The sequence below is a fragment of the Wolbachia endosymbiont (group A) of Anoplius nigerrimus genome (assembly GCF_947251795.1).
Lineage (GTDB): Bacteria > Pseudomonadota > Alphaproteobacteria > Rickettsiales > Anaplasmataceae > Wolbachia.
This window is the reverse complement of the sequence record NZ_OX366385.1, coordinates 425,977-442,859: the sequence shown is the minus strand read 5'-3', so window position 1 is coordinate 442,859 and position 16,883 is coordinate 425,977. Positions and strand designations below refer to the sequence as shown.

Annotated in this window: 17 protein-coding genes; 5 read left to right on the top strand and 12 right to left on the bottom strand. The window is 34.1% G+C overall.

Going from position 1 to position 16,883, the window contains the following annotated elements; genetic code table 11:
- Window positions 1-12: 12 nt before the first annotated feature.
- Together OPR26_RS02330 and wmk are read right to left on the bottom strand one after the other, a co-directional pair.
- A complete protein-coding gene (locus tag OPR26_RS02330) occupies window positions 13-693 on the bottom strand; it encodes a JAB domain-containing protein (protein WP_265016121.1) in 681 nt (226 codons plus the stop codon).
- A 204-nt stretch (window positions 694-897) separates the two neighbouring features.
- Complete coding sequence (wmk, locus tag OPR26_RS02325) at window positions 898-1,845, bottom strand: WO male-killing family protein Wmk (RefSeq protein WP_458694442.1); 948 nt, start codon at window positions 1,843-1,845, stop codon at window positions 898-900.
- A gap of 374 nt (window positions 1,846-2,219) precedes the next feature.
- On the opposite strand from wmk, the gene OPR26_RS02315 reads away from it, so the two are divergent.
- Window positions 2,220-3,107, top strand: a complete 888-nt coding sequence (locus OPR26_RS02315; RefSeq protein ID WP_265016120.1) for an Rpn family recombination-promoting nuclease/putative transposase — start codon at window positions 2,220-2,222, stop codon at window positions 3,105-3,107.
- A 51-nt stretch (window positions 3,108-3,158) separates the two neighbouring features.
- Here OPR26_RS02315 and OPR26_RS02310 read toward each other — a convergent pair whose 3' ends face one another.
- The 3 genes from OPR26_RS02310 to OPR26_RS02300 all read right to left on the bottom strand — a co-directional run bounded on the left by OPR26_RS02310 (window position 3,159) and on the right by OPR26_RS02300 (window position 6,590).
- Complete coding sequence (locus OPR26_RS02310) at window positions 3,159-3,911, bottom strand: IS5 family transposase (protein ID WP_264702259.1); 753 nt, start codon at window positions 3,909-3,911, stop codon at window positions 3,159-3,161.
- Between the two features lie 26 nt (window positions 3,912-3,937).
- Window positions 3,938-5,578, bottom strand: coding sequence for a hypothetical protein (locus tag OPR26_RS02305; RefSeq protein WP_265016119.1), 1,641 nt, complete (start codon window positions 5,576-5,578; stop codon window positions 3,938-3,940).
- Window positions 5,579-5,684: 106 nt separating this feature from the next.
- Window positions 5,685-6,590 carry a hypothetical protein gene (locus OPR26_RS02300; RefSeq protein WP_265016118.1) on the bottom strand — a complete coding sequence of 302 codons (906 nt, stop codon included), beginning with the start codon at window positions 6,588-6,590 and terminating at the stop codon, window positions 5,685-5,687.
- Between the two features lie 523 nt (window positions 6,591-7,113).
- On the opposite strand from OPR26_RS02300, the gene OPR26_RS02295 reads away from it, so the two are divergent.
- Window positions 7,114-11,304: a hypothetical protein gene (locus OPR26_RS02295; RefSeq protein WP_265016117.1), complete on the top strand. Its 4,191-nt coding sequence runs from the start codon at window positions 7,114-7,116 to the stop codon at window positions 11,302-11,304.
- Here OPR26_RS02295 and OPR26_RS02290 read toward each other — a convergent pair.
- Window positions 11,296-11,646: a hypothetical protein gene (locus tag OPR26_RS02290; RefSeq protein WP_265016116.1), complete on the bottom strand. Its 351-nt coding sequence runs from the start codon at window positions 11,644-11,646 to the stop codon at window positions 11,296-11,298. The two genes, OPR26_RS02295 and OPR26_RS02290, sit on opposite strands and share 9 nt — an antisense overlap.
- Window positions 11,634-11,831 carry a hypothetical protein gene (locus tag OPR26_RS02285; protein ID WP_406827559.1) on the bottom strand — a complete coding sequence of 66 codons (198 nt, stop codon included), beginning with the start codon at window positions 11,829-11,831 and terminating at the stop codon, window positions 11,634-11,636. The genes OPR26_RS02290 and OPR26_RS02285 overlap by 13 nt, the downstream gene beginning before the upstream one ends.
- A gap of 68 nt (window positions 11,832-11,899) precedes the next feature.
- On the opposite strand from OPR26_RS02285, the gene OPR26_RS02280 reads away from it, so the two are divergent.
- Window positions 11,900-12,841 (top strand): IS5 family transposase, encoded by a 942-nt coding sequence (locus OPR26_RS02280; RefSeq protein ID WP_265015625.1) that lies wholly within the window; start codon window positions 11,900-11,902, stop codon window positions 12,839-12,841.
- A gap of 15 nt (window positions 12,842-12,856) precedes the next feature.
- Here OPR26_RS02280 and OPR26_RS02275 read toward each other — a convergent pair whose 3' ends face one another.
- The 5 genes from OPR26_RS02275 to OPR26_RS02255 form a co-directional block, all read right to left on the bottom strand.
- Window positions 12,857-13,468, bottom strand: a complete 612-nt coding sequence (locus tag OPR26_RS02275) for an IS5 family transposase (protein ID WP_265016115.1) — start codon at window positions 13,466-13,468, stop codon at window positions 12,857-12,859.
- Window positions 13,469-13,494: 26 nt separating this feature from the next.
- Window positions 13,495-14,673, bottom strand: a complete 1,179-nt coding sequence (locus tag OPR26_RS02270) for a phage tail tape measure protein (protein ID WP_265016114.1) — start codon at window positions 14,671-14,673, stop codon at window positions 13,495-13,497.
- 109 nt (window positions 14,674-14,782) lie between these two features.
- Entirely contained in the window at window positions 14,783-15,040 is a 258-nt protein-coding gene (locus tag OPR26_RS02265) for a phage tail assembly protein (protein ID WP_265016113.1), read from the bottom strand.
- Between the two features lie 133 nt (window positions 15,041-15,173).
- Window positions 15,174-15,398, bottom strand: coding sequence for a type II toxin-antitoxin system RelE family toxin (locus OPR26_RS02260; RefSeq protein ID WP_236514453.1), 225 nt, complete (start codon window positions 15,396-15,398; stop codon window positions 15,174-15,176).
- A gap of 72 nt (window positions 15,399-15,470) precedes the next feature.
- Entirely contained in the window at window positions 15,471-15,692 is a 222-nt protein-coding gene (locus OPR26_RS02255; RefSeq protein ID WP_236514454.1) for a hypothetical protein, read from the bottom strand.
- Between the two features lie 167 nt (window positions 15,693-15,859).
- Here OPR26_RS02255 and OPR26_RS02250 point away from each other — a divergent pair, with 167 nt between their 5' ends.
- Both OPR26_RS02250 and OPR26_RS02245 read left to right on the top strand, forming a co-directional pair.
- Window positions 15,860-16,612 carry an IS5 family transposase gene (locus OPR26_RS02250; protein ID WP_264702259.1) on the top strand — a complete coding sequence of 251 codons (753 nt, stop codon included), beginning with the start codon at window positions 15,860-15,862 and terminating at the stop codon, window positions 16,610-16,612.
- Window positions 16,600-16,746, top strand: coding sequence for a hypothetical protein (locus OPR26_RS02245; protein ID WP_265016112.1), 147 nt, complete (start codon window positions 16,600-16,602; stop codon window positions 16,744-16,746). The genes OPR26_RS02250 and OPR26_RS02245 overlap by 13 nt, the downstream gene beginning before the upstream one ends.
- Window positions 16,747-16,883 lie beyond the last annotated feature (137 nt).

The following is a 16,883-nucleotide window of genomic DNA, read 5'->3' as shown; positions in this document are numbered from 1 at the left end:
TTCAATATAAGTTTAGCAAAGCAGATCGTTTTTCTTAAAACTGAAATGTTTTTTACCTGATATAAGAATGTGATCCTCTAGCTCCATTCTCATGCCTTGACATGCTGCCGCTAATTCACTCGTCACAGCTTTATCCTCCTTGGATGGCTTTAAACTTCCTCCTGGATGGTTGTGCGACAGTATTATTGATTTTGCCTCTATTGTTAGTGCCTTTTTTATTACTTCCCTTTCATAAATATATACTTCATCTATTGTACCCATGTGCACCTCATCTTCTATCAAATGGTACTGCTTATCCAAATAAATTATCATTGCAGCTTCCTTTGCTGATAGACCTATATTTACCCTTATATATTCTACGAGTTTTGCGTAATTATCCATTACAGGCCCTTTCTTTAAATCCTCTCTTAGTGCCCTCTTTGGAGCTTGCTTAACACATTCAATCGCTGCAACTGCAGAGTCAGTTACCCCATCTATTAGTTTCAGCTCATACATTTCTCGGCCCAAAATTCCTCCTATTCCTTTACAAGTATCCATTAGCTTTCCAGCAATAGCTTGAGCTTGTGCTTTGTCATGAACTGAACTTAGAAGCATTACAACTATTTCATGATCTAGTAGAGCCTCTCCTCCGCTTTGTTTTACTCTCTTTATTTCTTCTATAAATTCATTTTCGTCTTTATTCTTATTATTCATAAAATATACCTAAAATTAGTTACTAATAATTTTTAAATGTTTACTACTGTTTCTTTAGTAGTATTGGCATAAAGCCATCTATTTTGGCGGAAGTCAAGTCAATTTTTTCGATTTTTTTTGTTTATTTTTTTTTGTGAAAAGATAGAAGATATTAATAATTATTGGTTTCTTTAAGCGATGTCGCCGTACTCTTAAAAAATAAGCTCAGGATTGGTTCTCACTAGATAAGCCAGTGATTGAAGAAATAGCATCAACAGAAATACCTAGTATAAGTAGATTATTTGCTACTTTTATCCCTTCTGCTTTGTCGATCTTTTCTCTGTAGATTTGCCTTCTTTCGGACAAAAATTCTATTAGTATGTTCAGTTCATCTCTTGATTCCTGATTATCAATTCTTTTGAATTCTCTCGTCAAACTTAATAGCTCATTTTCCGCTTCCTCGTCTTCACCTTCATAGTAATCTTCTTCCGTTATCAGATCTTTATCATCCACTGATAATATTTCTGCAACCTTACATGCCACCTCGCTTAAAAAGGTACTCTTTCCTTGTTCATAGTTATGTATTTGTGAATGCGCTACACCGAGCTCTTTTGCCAATTCCTCTTGAGTATATTCCCTTATTATCCTCCATTTCTTCATCTCTTGTCCTTCCTTGTGACGCTTACAGACAACTAGCTCTTTGTTATCATATTCATCTATTGATAAGCCTGTTGCTTGGTAGATAATATCAGCATCAAATTCTAACTCGAGCATATTTTTTGCCATTCTTATTCTTGCTGCTTTTACATCACTTTCCTCTTGAGCTCGAATAAATTTGGTTAATGCATTAATTGCCTTGCGCGGTTCTCTCCCCTTTGTTTTCATGTATTTTCCCATGAAATCGTACGTCTCCTGCGACTTATCTTTATCAAAACAACTGTCTTCTCTTGGTGGAGGAAGTAGATTACTAATAGGAACTGACAATGCCTTTGCTATACGTTTTAACTTTTCAGTTGGAATGCCACATTTTCCTTTTACATACCTTAGCAGCGTATAGTATTCTATACCTGTTTTATTTGCTAAATCTTTTTGGGTATATTTTCGCTTTAATATCCAGCTTCTTACATTCTGCGCTATTTCGTATCTTATGGAGATAGTAGTACGTTTTGTCATGCCGCTAACAGAAATAAACTACACATTATTACACAGGTGAGCATAAATTTACTATGAAAATGTTGACTTCAAGCTCTTTATTATGAAAGGTGTGAGAGCTCGATGACGCTCGCACTTTTGTTAGGCTCTTGCACCAAAAAGCGTTAAAAATGGTCCTTGACAGATCATGGTATCCATTTGCTGGCCTTTTAAAGTACTTTACAGCAGGGTTAATAAAAGATGTACAAAAAACCTCTAAGGTGCATAGTAGCATTCTAAAGCCATCTATGGAAGACATTTTTTTCATCAACGCATTCAAAACTTAAAAAAATAAAAAACTTGAACATTTCTTCAGAATTGTGTATAATTATTAATGCTTTTTAAGGTTCTTTCTTATGACTTTTTCTAAGTTCCTCGATCCTAAATTTGACCTGCCCTTCAAACGAGTGTTTGGCACTGAAAAAAATAAGAATATTCTTATCCACTTTTTGAATGACATCTTAGGCTTTACTGGTGTTAACACAATTCAAGATGTTAAGTTTCTTAGCACTATTATGGATCCTGAGATTGCTTCTGATAAACAAAGTATTGTTGATGTCCTCTGTAAGGATTCTTTCGGGAATAGATATATTGCGGAAATGCAGCTCGCTAGGGACAAGTGCTTTGAAAAACGTGCACAACTTTATGCTTCTAAAGCTTACTCAAGACAATCTGGCAATTACATTGATTTTAAGAAAGTATTCTTTATCGCTATTTCTAACAGTACGCTATTTCCTACAGAGGTTGAGTATATTTCTACTCACAATATACGTGATATAAAGACTAACGGCCATTACTTAAAAGATTTTCAATTCGTCTTTATTGAGTTGCCGAAATTTACAAAGAACAAAGTAGAGCAACTAGAGAGCACAGTAGAAAGGTGGTGTTTTTTTTTCCGGTATGCAGAAGATACTACAGATGAAGACCTAAAAGATATTGCAGAAAAATCACCAATAATAAAGCTAGCATATGATGAATTAGACAAGTTTAGTTGGGAAGAAGAGGATCTTGCAGCATACGAAGAAAGAGTTTTGAGTGTACAGAAAGAAGCTGCTATTTGGGAACAACGTCTTGATGATGCTAGAGATGAAGGTATCCTAATCGGCGAAGAAAAAGGTGAAATGAAAGCTAAAATAGCTGTGGCTAAAAATTCACTCAAGGCGGGTGTTTCTATTGATGTTATTGCTGAAATAACAGGGCTTTCTGTTGATTATATTAAGAAAATTCAAGAAAAGAAGTTTTAGCCATAACGTTTTTTTATTAAACCCTCTATTCTAGGCTCTGTGGACAAAATTTTAGAGAAGCCATACAAGAGCTCCAACAAAATTGAGAAAACCCATAAAAACCTCAGCAGTTTTATCAAATCTGGAAAAAATGCGCCTAAAATTTTTAATTTTACCAAAAAAACACTCAATCAAATGACGTTCTTTGTAGATATGCTCATCGTAATACCTTTGCACTTTTCGATTCCGTTTTGGCGGAATAACTACTGTACATCCCTTGTCTTCAAGACTTGTAACAAAGGCATTGCTATCGTAGCCCTTGTCAGCTACTACAGTAGAGTTATAGATACTTTCGGTCAACACTTGTGCCTGCGTAATTTCATTTCTTTGACCAGGAGTCAGAGTAAATTTAAGTGGATTTCCAAGTGCATCGACAAGCGCATGTATTTTAGTTGTAAAGCCACCTTTGCTCCTCCCTAAAGCTTCTTGATCCTTGGAGTTTTTTGTATATCCAGATGAACATGGATGGGCTCGGATGATCGTACCGTCGATTATAGCAACTTCTAAATCAGGCTCTTGTTTAGTATATTCAAGCAATTTTTTCCAGACATCTCTTTCACACCATCTTTTAAATCGCTTATGTATACTCCTGTAATTACCATAAGTTTTTGGTAAAAGTCTCCATTGGCAACCACTTCGCACTATGTACCACACTGCCTCTATGAATATTCTTAAACGTTTTTCATCTTTGCTGTGCATTCCTTTTACGCTTTTTATGAACTCTAAAATTTGTTTCCAATTTTCCTCTTTGATGTAATATTGCATATGGTAGTTTCTCCATTTTTTACCTATTAGGCTAAACTACCATCTTTTTCTCTCTTTTCATATTTTTTGTCCACAGAGCCTAGCTGGTCACCAGCTTGATTTTTAGGACATTGTTGGCTAGGTGAGCTGCAACTGGTTTTGTTTTGTTGTTCTTCTTTAGTACTTTCAGATATTTTTCCATTTGTCATTTTTTCTATTTTTGCAAAAGTTGCTTTTCTACGTTCCATACGTTTTACTAGAAGTCCTGAAACTAACTGACGACGCTCTGAATCTTGTCCATCGATTTGTCTATGAAATTCTAAATCTTCTTTAAGAAATTGCTCACCATGTTTATCCATTTTTTTGTAAAATTCGTTGTATAGACTATCCATCGTCTCTAAAAAATTCATCTGCACTTCTAAAATCCTTTCATAAAAATCCTTTTCAGGCGGAAACTCCCTTTCCAGATAGCCTGAGTATACATCGATCACTTGAACGAGTAACTGCAGTGCATATTCTTTATTCAATGAGTCAATATGTAAAGACTTAGCTGCCGATTCCCTACTTGCTTCATTACCATAGCAATAATAAGCCAAAAGGTGATGAGAAAGTCTATGTAATGATAAAAGATCGTTTAAATTTTCAATAACTTCATTATTAGCTTTGCATATAACTTCACTATTTTTAGAGGTACTACAAACTGTCGTAAACGATAGCACCCATGATGCTAGTAAATTTATACTTCTAGGCTCTTGAGTTAAATAAACCTTATGGCATATAGCTAAAATATTTATATATTCTATAAATGGCAGAGTAAAATACTTATCTGCTTTTTGATAATCTTCTTGATTATTAATGCAATAAGGATACCCACATTTTATTAAGTTGTTTGCGTTGATTAACATCTTGTGTTGAAATTCACTTTGACCTAAAAAGTCGTCAATTTTAGTCAATATTTTACCCTGAGTACTACACTCATTTAACATTTGAGCTGCAATGGGCTTCATATAATTATCTTCTTTACACAGCTCATAAAATGACTTTAGATCAATGAATAATTCTTTGTAAGCATATAAGTATTCTCGAAAATAAAATTCAACATTATTTCTTTCCTTAAGAAATTTATTAAAGCTACCTGAGATAAATCCTTTCGTGCTACTTTGCCCTGATTTTAAAAATTGATTCAGATTAGGTATTAACTTCTCATGCTTGATATAAGACAACTCACCTAGTTTATTTAGTACAGTATAGCTTACTTGTCTTAATTTTTCCTCATTACCTAACAAATTAACCTCTACTTTACTAAAATAGCTATATTTAAAGTCATCATATTGAGAAAAGTTTTCATTAAAGTGCCCTAGTATATCTCGCACGGGATTTATTTTTGCCTGCACTGCTGTTGCTTTCAGCACTTCTTCTCCAGATCCATTTCGCCTTCGTACTGAGTCAGGATGATATATCGTGCAGAGCTTTTTAAGCTTACTATCAACCTGCGTTTTAAAATATTCCTTATGATCTGTTATAGCTTTCTTTCCCGTACGAATTTTGTGTAGATCATTATCAAGATCAGATAATAACCCATCAGACTTCAGTAGCTTTAGTGTATCCTCGAGCGTAATATGATCTACTGCTGTTGAACCTTGCTCCTGTTGATCAACTTCAATATCAATCTCAAAATTTTCAGACATAACTTTTCCTCTTTTCCATTTCAAATAACAATAGATTAGTAGTAGAATGAAGAGAGAAAGCAATATGCTTATAAGTAAAAAAGGCAGCATTACTTTCTCGGTTAAACTATTTACTCATTCCTTGGCAGCTACTGCTTAGCTTTACTTCATCTATATCAGTACTTGGATTTTCAATTATCTCTATGTTAGATTCACATTCTGAACTATTATCATCTTGTAATTTTGAAACAGTTTTACTTGATTCACCTTCATTACTAGATTGAATATGGTTCGATATATACATATTTCCTGCTTCTTCCCATTTTTGTATTACAGCATTCACGCCAGGAAGACAAAGAATTGTATTCATCTTTGCAAGTAATTCTTGATTAACTAGCTTATCCTCATTTCTTTCCTTATCAATTCTTTCAATTAACTCATTTTTTTCTTTAGCCATTGTCTCAATTAATTCCTTGAGGCCTTGCTTCTCTTTATGCATTTGCTTAACTAACTCCTCTCTTTCTTGCTCCATTTTATTAATTAATTCTTGATATTTCTCTTCTGTTTTTTTATTATTCTCATCCATTCTTTTTATTAATTCTTTTAAATCTTCTTTTTCTTCCTCAGACCTTTCTATTAATTCTTTTCTGTCTTGAACGACTGCATCAATTAATTCTTTGAGCTCTGCTTTCTCTTTGTTTGTTTTTTTGATTAAATCTTCTTTTTCTTGCTCCATTTTGTTCAATAATTCCTGATATCTTTCCTCTGTTTCTTTTCCTTCTTCATCCATCTTTTTTACTAATACCGCTAACCCTTCTTTTTCTTCTTCGGATCTTTTCATTGACTCTTCTTTCTCTTTGGCTGCTGCTTTAAGTAAAGAAGAATACTTTTCTTCAATTGCTTTTAACTGATTTTCATGATTTTCTGATATTTGCTTACTTTGAGCTTCTAGTTTTGATATGATTGTACTTTGTCTATATATAGTATAAACTCCACCAACTAGTGCACCTCCAGCTGCTATTGGTAATAACATAAGAACCCCCTAAAATAATATTGAGTTAGCATACCATAATGAATTTATAACACAACTACTTTTGAAAAAATATTTTTAGCAGAAACGTAAACCAATTAGTGTCACAAAAGTTTTAATTGTTGACTCTCTTCAAAAATGCAAAAAAGTACGTATATTTGTGAGAACACGTTGCGTAAAAATAGGGTTGTGTAAATAAAAACGTAAAATTGTTACAACAAAGCTAGGCAAACTAGTTCATATATAAATTTGGTTAAAGTAGGCTAATATAGCTGACTTTATAGTATAGTAGAATTATTATAAAGAAAAGTTCGAACGGTACACTTGGTAGACCAACGCATCCCAAAACGAAAAGCTCTCACGCTTGTTATTTTTAATTAAATAAAAGTGACTATATTATTAATTTAATGATAAAGAGTATGAAAATATATATCTATTGAAAAGTAGTGCTACTAGTCATAAAAAAATGACTTTACTTTGCTGATTTTTATTGCTACTATGCGACTAGCGACAACAAGAGGTTTTTATGTTACCATTGCAAAATACTGAAAACTCCTCACATGAACAAGGTAGTCATTCGAGGAGTTCAGGTAAGAAAAATCGTAAAACGAGTAGAAAACAGGGGCGTTCTGTTACAGACAAAGATGGTACAGTATCAAAGAGGCTGCGCATGGATGTAAATGTTACTAGTAATGAAGATTCGGTATTTCCTAGTGATTTACAAGATGAACCTAGACAGGATTTGTCTAACGAAGAAATAAAATTTGCTAAAAGTGTGGTTGGTAGAGAAGGAACACCTGCATTTAATCAGTTTTTAGATTTTTTAATTACAGGAGAAGGGACAAAATATCTAGAAGTTCTAAAAAGAAAAGGAATAAATCTGACTAATATGTCCAGTATTTTAGGTAGAGCAGGATCTAATGCTCCTAAAGCTTTTAAAGAGTTATATGATCTTTGGTTTGATAAGCAAGAAAACAAAACACCATATTTAAAAACTCTAGAAAAAGAGGGGATAAATCTGTCTAATATTTCCAGTATTTTAGGTAGAGCAGGATCTAATGCTCCTAAAGCTTTTAAAGAGTTGTATGATCTTTGGTTTGATAAGCAAGGAAATAAAACACCATATTTGAAAACTCTAAAAGACAATGGAGTAGGTCTAGCTCGAATGTCCAGTATTTTGAATGGAGCAAGATCTAATGCTCCTAAAGCTTTTAAAGAGTTATATGATCTTTGGTTTGATAAGCAAGAAAACAAAACACCATATTTAAAAACTCTAGAAAAAGAGGGGATAAATCTGTCTAATATTTCCAGTATTTTGAATGGATCAGGAGCTAAAGCTTCTGAAGCTTTTAAAGAGTTATATGATCTTTGGTTTGATAAGCAAGGAAATAAAACACCATATTTGAAAACTCTAAAAGACAATGGAGTAGGTCTAGCTTGGATGTCCAATATTTTGAATGGAGTAGGATCTAATGCCCCTAAAGCTTTTAAAGAGTTATATGATCTTTGGTTTGATAAGCAAGGAAACAAAACACAACTTTTAAACACTCTAGAAAAAGAAGGAATAAATCTAGCTAAGATGTCCAATATTTTAAGTAGAGCAGGATCTAATGCTCCTAAAGCTTTTAAAGAGTTATATGATCTTTGGTTTGATAAGCAAGGAAACAAAACACAACTTTTAAAAATTCTAGAAGAAAAAAAAATAAACCTAGCTAATATGTCTAGTATTTTAGGTGGAGCAGGATCTAATGCTCCTAAAGCTTTTAAAGAGTTATATGATCTTTGGTTTGATAAGCAAGAAAACAAAACACCATATTTAAAAACTCTAGAAAAAGAGGGGATAAATCTGTCTAGTATGTCCAGTATTTTACATGGAGCAGGATCTAAAGCTCCTAAAGCTTTTAAAGAGTTATATGATCTTTGGTTTGATAAGCAAGGAAACAAAACACAATATTTAAAAATTTTAGAAAAAGAAGAAATAAATTTAACTAATATGTCTAGTGTTTTAGGTGGAGCAGGATTTAATGCTCCTAAAGCTTTTAAAGAGTTATATAATCTTTGGTTTGATAAGCAAGGAAATAGAACACAATATTTGAAAACTCTAGAAAAAAAGGGGATGAATCTAGCTAATATGTCCAGTATTTTGCATGGAGCAGGATCTAATGCTCCTAAAACTTTTAAAGAGTTATATGATCTTTATTTTGATAAGCAAGAAAATGAAACACAATATTTAAAAACTCTAAAAGACAATGGAGTAGGTCTAGCTCAAATGTCCAGTATTTTGAATGGAGCAGGATCTAATGCTCCTAAAGCTTTTAAAGAACTATATAATACTTTTTTTGATGAACAAGGAAATAAAGAACAGCATTTAAAGCATTTTATTAAGGAAAAAGATGGGGAAAAAAGTTTTATGATGCCTAGTTTATCTGGCATTTTAGGTGGAGCAGGAGCTAAAGCTAAAGATGCTTTTGAAAATTTGCATAATGTTTGTTTTGATGACGAAGGAGAAAGAACAAGACTTTTAGATGATTTCTATAATGCAGGTTTCAGGCCAAGTAACTTATCCTCTATATTATGTGGAACAGGAATACGTGCTTCCTCTATTTTAGAAAGATTGCATAGTGTTTGTTTTGATGACGAAGGAGAAAGAACAGAACTTTTAGATGATTTCTATAATGCAGGTTTTAGGCCAGGTGATTTATCCAGCATATTGAGTGCGGCAGCGGATAGTTTAGAAAAATTTCATGATTTTTGTTTTATAGGAGAAGCAAAAGGGTATTTGAGTCATTTCTTAAAAGAAGGTTTTATGCCGGAAAACTTATCCGAGATATTGCATGGAGCAGGAGCTAATATTTGTTCTGCTTTAAAAGATTTTCATGATATTTGTTTTGATGAGGCAGGAAACAGAACGCAGCCTTTAGATGATTTCTATCAGGCAAGTTTTAGCCCGAGTGATTTATCCAGTATATTATCCATGGCAGGAAATAATGCCACTTATATTTTAAGAAATTTTCATAGATTATGTTTTAATAAAGAAAATTATTTAAATCACTTCTTAGCCGAGAAAAAACTTTTTACGCCAAAAAATTTATCTAGGGTGTTACATAGAGTAGGACTTAGTATTTGTCCTGCCTTTGAAAAATTGCATGGTTTTTGTTTTGATAAAGCAGGAAGCAAAACAGATTATTTAAATAATCTTATCAAAAATAACTCACCGAATACGATACTTAATACACTATATAAAAAAGTAGAAAAAGTTAAAAAAGCTCCTTCTGCTTTCTTAGATGAGCAGAATATTAGTGAAGAAGATAAAATAACCAATCCAGGTCTTAACCCGAGTAGCGTATCTGGTAGAACGGAGCAAGAACAAAACTTGGGTAGTTTACAACAAGGTGATTCTAAAATTAAGAGAAAAACCCGGAAGGGTATCACTAACCAAAGTAAGAACGGACAAGATGATAAAATTTTAGACACAGTAGCAGGTAGCTCAAGAGATTTATCCCAGAGACGAGGAACAAGGAAAAAACAAATACAGTCAGTACACTACAGCAAGAGGCAACGAGAAGTGTTTTCACACTTATCAAAGTTTGCGTCATCTATTGAACCAGTGAAACAAGGGCTTTATTTATCTTCTTTTAAAGCACGTGGGGTTGAGATTGATGGTAGATGTGTAGAGATTACACGTGGCTTATCCCAAGCTTTATTTTTACAGAGTGACGGATCATTTTTAAGTAATTTAGAGAATTCAGCTAAAGTTTATGAGCGTATAGCTCAAGGTAAACAGCTATCTGAAAGGGAAAAAGAGGAGATTTTTGCTTTAAGTAAATTACTTGATGATTTTGATCAGCAATTAGATTCCTCTACAAATAGTCTACCTTCAAACTTAATACGTGCTAAGGGCTACAAAACGCTTGGTGATTTATCAAATTATATAGCTAGAGTTAAAGGTGATTTTGCTATTCACTTAGTAACAAGTGATCACGTTGTTGCTATTTATAGAACTGGTAATAATTATGCTTATTTTGATTGTAATACGGCATTTGTTTCTGGATTAAAAAGCGTTGATCAGCTTATGAAAGTTGTAGAAAAAGCAACAGAATTTGCTAGCTATGAAGTAGGAGAAAAAGGCTTTCTTGTTGAACACTTCGATATTGAGCGAGCTAATAAGCTACTATCCAGTGAAGATAAACAAATTCTAGCAAAGGGATTTAAAACAGAGCATCAACTTCTAGCGGAGCAAGATAAGGAGCTTGGTCTTATTAAGGTTAATGGTCAAGAATTATCCAGAGTACAGTTATATGATTTTGGAACTAAAGTTAATGTAGAAGGCAGTGTACCGTTACTTATTAACGCTGATATGAATTTAAGTAGCAAAAAATTCCAGGATCTTATAGATAAAGAAGAAGTGAGTATAACAGCTAGAGAATATCTTGAGAATTTGAAAAATGGCAAGAATGTGGAAGAAGTGGTACAAGCAACTAAAACAATTCCTTTCATAGGCTCGGATCGTGAAGTTAAAGATGCAGAGCAAACGCGTAAGCCAAAACGATCTGTATTAGAATGGTTGGTTAAAGGAACAATTAATTGCATACTTGCTGCTGTTTCTCTTACTAGCGCTAGTTGGTCAAAGAGTCAGTTACCAGAAAAAGCAGGCAATGAACCTCAAACTTATTTAAGTGATTCAACAGTAGACAAGCAGCTACAAAGATCACTGTGATATTTCTTTCTTGAGTTGCGCAATTTCAGCTTGAGGGAGGCCAGTAGATTCAGCTATTAAGTCGACAGACATGCCAGCTTTAAGTAGGTTTTTAGCCACTGCCATTTTAGCTTTCATTTCACCTTTTTCTTCGTCGATTAGGATGCCTTTTTCAGTAGCATCATCAAGACGTTTTTCCCAAATAGCAGCTTCTTTCTGTACACTCAATACTCTTTCTTCGTATGCTGCAAGATCCTCTTCTTCCCAACTAAACTTGTCTAACTCATCATATGCTAGCTTTACTATTGGTGATTTTTCTGCTATATTCCTTAGGCTCTGTGGACAAAATTTTAGAGAAGCCATACAAGAGCTCCAACAAAATTGAGAAAACCCATAAAAACCTCAGCAGTTTTATCAAATCTGGAAAAAATGCGCCTAAAATTTTTAATTTTACCAAAAAAACACTCAATCAAATGACGTTCTTTGTAGATATGCTCATCGTAATACCTTTGCACTTTTCGATTCCGTTTGGCTTTGTTGCATAGCAACCGAAAAAATCTGGCAGTTACTGACAAAATTCATTATAAAATAGCCATTCAACTGTTGAAGAAAAAATATGCCACAAAAAATGAGAGTCAGTAACCAAAACGAATATAACAAATTTCTAGAAAAAAGAGGAAATATTTTTCGTTATATCAACGAAGCCATAGAAAATTGGTATGAAATTGGGCCAAAAATGCAGGGTGGCAACAATATTTACAGCAATAAAGTGGTGATTTTGATACATATAATAACCCATCTATTCAGAATAGGTTTGAGGCAAACAGTTGGATTTATAGCAGGATACCTTGAGCAAATTGGGAAAAATTTGCAAGTTATCAGCTATTCTCAGGCTTCAAGAAGGTTTAAGAAACTTAATATTAAGATAAATGATTGCAGAATTGATAAAGATAATATGGAAGATATCGAAATTGCTATAGATAGCACAAGCATCAGCATTTATAACAACACTCCTGGCCACAGCAAGGAAAATAGCGAAAATAGAAAGTATCGCAGCTATGAACAAGTAAAGAAACTACACGTAATGTTGAATATAAACAGCAAAAAAGCCATAGCTGCAAAATACAGCAGCGGAGTTTATTCAGATCACTATGGAGCTTGCGATTTGTTAGAAGAAGTTCATGCTGTAAAGGTATTATATGCGGATAGAGCATATGACAGGCATAAGCTTTACGAATTATGTAACAAGTTTGGTATAAAGACAAAAGTTCTTCCGAAAAACAACGCAACAGAGCACCAAAAATTGGATTACATGGATGATAGAAATGCTGCTGTTAGACTAATAAAGTCATATGATTGCATAAAAAAGTGGAAAGAAGAAGTAAATTATGGAAAGAGAGCTCACATTGAAGGGTTTTTCTCAAGATTAAAGCAAATATTTGGATTCAGCTTTAGGAATAAGTCCGAAGTAAATCGTGGAAAAGAACTACTCATTAAGTGCTATTTGCTTAATCAATTTACTGACATTGGTATGGCTAAATTCGAAATGGCTACATGAATTTATCGTAAATTACTACCGCATAAGGTGCGATGCAACAAAGCCATTCCGTTTTGGCGGAATAACTACTGTACATCCCTTGTCTTCAAGACTTGTAACAAAGGCATTGCTATCGTAGCCCTTGTCAGCTACTACAGTAGAGTTATAGATACTTTCGGTCAACACTTGTGCCTGCGTAATTTCATTTCTTTGACCAGGAGTCAGAGTAAATTTAAGTGGATTTCCAAGTGCATCGACAAGCGCATGTATTTTAGTTGTAAAGCCACCTTTGCTCCTCCCTAAAGCTTCTTGATCCTTGGAGTTTTTTGTATATCCAGATGAACATGGATGGGCTCGGATGATCGTACCGTCGATTATAGCAACTTCTAAATCAGGCTCTTGTTTAGTATATTCAAGCAATTTTTTCCAGACATCTCTTTCACACCATCTTTTAAATCGCTTATGTATACTCCTGTAATTACCATAAGTTTTTGGTAAAAGTCTCCATTGGCAACCACTTCGCACTATGTACCACACTGCCTCTATGAATATTCTTAAACGTTTTTCATCTTTGCTGTGCATTCCTTTTACGCTTTTTATGAACTCTAAAATTTGTTTCCAATTTTCCTCTTTGATGTAATATTGCATATGGTAGTTTCTCCATTTTTTACCTATTAGGCTAAACTACCATCTTTTTCTCTCTTTTCATATTTTTTGTCCACAGAGCCTAGTGTTTCTCTAAATTCATCTCCTTGCTTCCCTGCCGTTTGAAGTTTTACCAGCACACCATTTATCATTTCTGCCGCTTTCTTTGGTTGTTTTCCTAACATAACGAAAGCATTTACTAAGCCAGCTATCTGCTCAATCTCCAAACCAAATTGTCTTGCCGCACCACTGGCTATATTTATTCCTGCCATTAAATCTTTTGGTTCAACAGAAGTATTGCTTGCAAGGTGGTTTACTAAGTCTCCAAAGTTTCTTAGATCTTTTAGGCTCATTTTATAAATGTTATAAAAACTACTAACATCACTTCCTATTTGTTCTACACTCATACCAAAATTTACTGCCATTTTTGATACTATTTCTGTAAATTCTAAAAGATCTTTTTTTTCTTTAATACCAAGTCGAGCACCACTTGTAGTTATTTGTGCCAACTCTGCAGCAGATAGTGGTATTGTTCGGGATAGCCCTTTTAACATTTTACCAAGTTCTATAAATTCTCTATCATTATCTTCCTTGTCATCAGAAAGTTTTATCACTGCCTTAATATCAGCTATAGCATTTTCAAAATCAATTACAACTTTAACCGGAGCTGCAAGTGTTAGTGCAAGCCCAGCCGTCTCCAACATTTGCGATTTAAAGTACGCTTTTTTTCCCAAAAACATGTCCCGTTTTTTGATGGCGGAGTTTAACTTGGTATACTGACTTCTCAGCTTTTCTGCAGAAGCACCAAGTTTATCTTGATCTCTTATTAGAGACTTAATATCTCTTCCACTTTTCCTTAATTCTTCACTGAATGAACGTAGAACTCCTTTCTTCTTTAAGTAATCTGTCCTTGCCCTTACTACTGATGCACTAGCTTTATCAAACTTAGCCTTTAAATCTTTGCTTGGCTTCTCCGTTTTTTTCATCTCTTGAGCCAAGGCCTTTACTCGCCTTTCTAACTTTCTCCAGGACTGCCCAGCAACTGAGACACCACTGCTTAATTCCTTAAACTTGGATACAGATTTCATCGACGTATCAAGTTGCCTTATTGTACCTCCAAGACGGGAAAGTTGAGCGCTACTTCCTGCCATTGCGCTATTAAAGCTACCATCTAGTATGGCACCTATTTTTACTGATAATGTTGACATTTAAACTCTCCCGCAGCTTTGGCCCATAAAATAAATTCGTCTATTTCCATTTCAAGAATATGCTCAATTCCGCCACCTACGACAGAACAGAGCATTAACACATTTGTCCTTAAGTCCTTTGTGTAACCGATGAAAAAAAATCTTTCAACGCTTCCTGTATTTTCATGTAGTCTGCAAAATATAACTCCCAAATTGTTTCTTTTGTTACAGATGCTAGGTTTGCAATTAATCCAACTTCTTTTTCAAAATCACTACCACCAGTGCGTTCCATTGCTAAGCAATCTCTTACTTTGACTGGTCTAAAAGTTAATTCCGAAACCTCAATTCCTTCTACTGTTATTGGATTATCAAGTTTTACTGTTGTCATGTTTCCCCCTAAAAGTTAATTAAATAAAAGTCTTCGTGGCTTTTACATAACTAATTTTTTTATTGTGATTATAGCTTTGTGTTTTATTGGAATGGCAACACCCTTTTTCTAAATTTTTCAATAAAAAATATATTTAAAGTTTTGGTAGTAAGTCTAACAATCCTGCCCGTTTATAAATGTTATCTCTATGTCCTGCTGTAACGAGAAATACTTTGCGTTTTGGAATATTCACACGATAGATAAGGCGATAGTTATCAAATCTCAGTCTTCTATATCCTCGTAACTTGCCACGTAATGGTTTACCAGCTTTATTTGGGTTAACTTTGAGTTCCTTTTCTATAGCTTCTTCAATATCCAATCTTATTTCTTCTGGTAAAGATGGAAAATCCTTTTTAGCATACCTCTTTAAGAGTTCAATTTCGTAAATACTTTATCCCCTCTTGAAGTCTTCATACTTAATTGTTTCTGCGCCTGGAACATCACTCTCCTTGACAGTATCAGATAACGCAATCTCCTCTATCTCACATTCAATTCCCTCTATGATTAGCCTTTTTGCTAATTCTTGAATAGGCTCCTTGGTAACTTCAGCTAATCTAGTAAGGTGATGTGAAGTTTTTGGGTCAAGTGCTATGTTAATTCCTAAGTCTGCCATATGTTTTACCAAAATATACCACAATAATTATACAACATTTCTCTGAATTTTTCAATAAAAAAATATGTAAACTACATCAGATTCCTAGGCTCTGTGGACAAAAAATATGAAAAGAGAGAAAAAGATGGTAGTTTAGCCTAATAGGTAAAAAATGGAGAAACTACCATATGCAATATTACATCAAAGAGGAAAATTGGAAACAAATTTTAGAGTTCATAAAAAGCGTAAAAGGAATGCACAGCAAAGATGAAAAACGTTTAAGAATATTCATAGAGGCAGTGTGGTACATAGTGCGAAGTGGTTGCCAATGGAGACTTTTACCAAAAACTTATGGTAATTACAGGAGTATACATAAGCGATTTAAAAGATGGTGTGAAAGAGATGTCTGGAAAAAATTGCTTGAATATACTAAACAAGAGCCTGATTTAGAAGTTGCTATAATCGACGGTACGATCATCCGAGCCCATCCATGTTCATCTGGATATACAAAAAACTCCAAGGATCAAGAAGCTTTAGGGAGGAGCAAAGGTGGCTTTACAACTAAAATACATGCGCTTGTCGATGCACTTGGAAATCCACTTAAATTTACTCTGACTCCTGGTCAAAGAAATGAAATTACGCAGGCACAAGTGTTGACCGAAAGTATCTATAACTCTACTGTAGTAGCTGACAAGGGCTACGATAGCAATGCCTTTGTTACAAGTCTTGAAGACAAGGGATGTACAGTAGTTATTCCGCCAAAACGGAATCGAAAAGTGCAAAGGTATTACGATGAGCATATCTACAAAGAACGTCATTTGATTGAGTGTTTTTTTGGTAAAATTAAAAATTTTAGGCGCATTTTTTCCAGATTTGATAAAACTGCTGAGGTTTTTATGGGTTTTCTCAATTTTGTTGGAGCTCTTGTATGGCTTCTCTAAAATTTTGTCCACAGAGCCTAGGTCCAGGTAGCAAATTGAGTGAAGCACAGCCAATATTGCGTAGCCATTCGCTTAACTCTTTACATTCTGATAATAGTGATATTAAAATAGACAGCAGTTCACAATGTCGTTAATCTGGCAGGCATAGCTAATTAACAAGCAGAAGCATAGCAGGCTCAGAGGTGTGCACATCAATGTCAGTGAAGTTTGTGGGAGTGTCAAGCTAAAGAATACAAAAGTTAGAAAAATTATTCTTGCATTAGCTTTTATC